The organism is Campylobacter portucalensis (assembly GCF_009690845.1).
Taxonomy (GTDB): Bacteria; Campylobacterota; Campylobacteria; order Campylobacterales; family Campylobacteraceae; genus Campylobacter_B; species Campylobacter_B portucalensis.
Window position 1 is genome coordinate 1 of sequence record NZ_VWSJ01000046.1, and the last position, 786, is coordinate 786.

The 786-nt window shown below is 27.0% G+C and carries 1 protein-coding gene; it reads left to right on the plus strand.

Annotated features, from left to right (window positions below; translation table 11 throughout):
- On the plus strand, positions 1 to 367 hold a 367-nt coding region (locus tag F1B92_RS08490), incomplete at its 5' end, for an autotransporter domain-containing protein (RefSeq protein WP_154571413.1).
- Between the last annotated feature and the right edge of the window lie 419 nt (positions 368 to 786).

Genomic DNA, 786 nt, shown 5'->3' on the forward strand with positions numbered 1-786 from the left:
CACAAATTTATACCTAACTCGCCTAAATTCAGACAAAATAAAATTATCCAGTGATGAGATAAAATTCCATTCCACAAACTCAATCAGGGCCAAAATGGGAGCAAGATACTCAAAACCTCTAACAGACTCACTAACTGCGTATTTAGGGGCTTCATTTGAGAGAGAATTTGCCTCAAAAGTAAAAGCCACAAACTTAACTAAGCAAAAATCAATCCAATCACCAAGCTTAAAAGGAAACACAATTTCAGGAGAACTTGGACTTAAATTTACACCTTTTACGCCTTTGATTTTTGATTTGCAAATTCAAGGCTTAAGTGGCAAAAAAAGAGGCTTAAGCACAGGATTTAACGTAGAGTTTAGATTTTAATAGTGAACATAAAGAGTTAAATTTATAATTAATTTAACCAACACAATAAGCATAAATTTATAAATATGGCTCAAAATTATAATAAACTTGAGCCATAAAATAAAGAGTTAAATTTATAACTAAACCTAAGAATTTCAAACTCAAGATTAAATTTTATATCCTATTTTGAATCATAAAAACATATGTTTAAATTTATAATCAAGTAATGAAATTTTTAAATTTATAACCAAACTTGAGCCATAAAATAAAGAGTTAAATTTATAACTAAACCCAATAACCATAAATAAGCAACAATCCACAACTGCCTAAATCAAGGCTTTTATAAATTTAATAACAAACCCAAATAAACAAAATAGATTTTTATCTAGTAAATTCAATAAACAAACTAAGATAAATAAGCCGTATTAAACTAATATAAA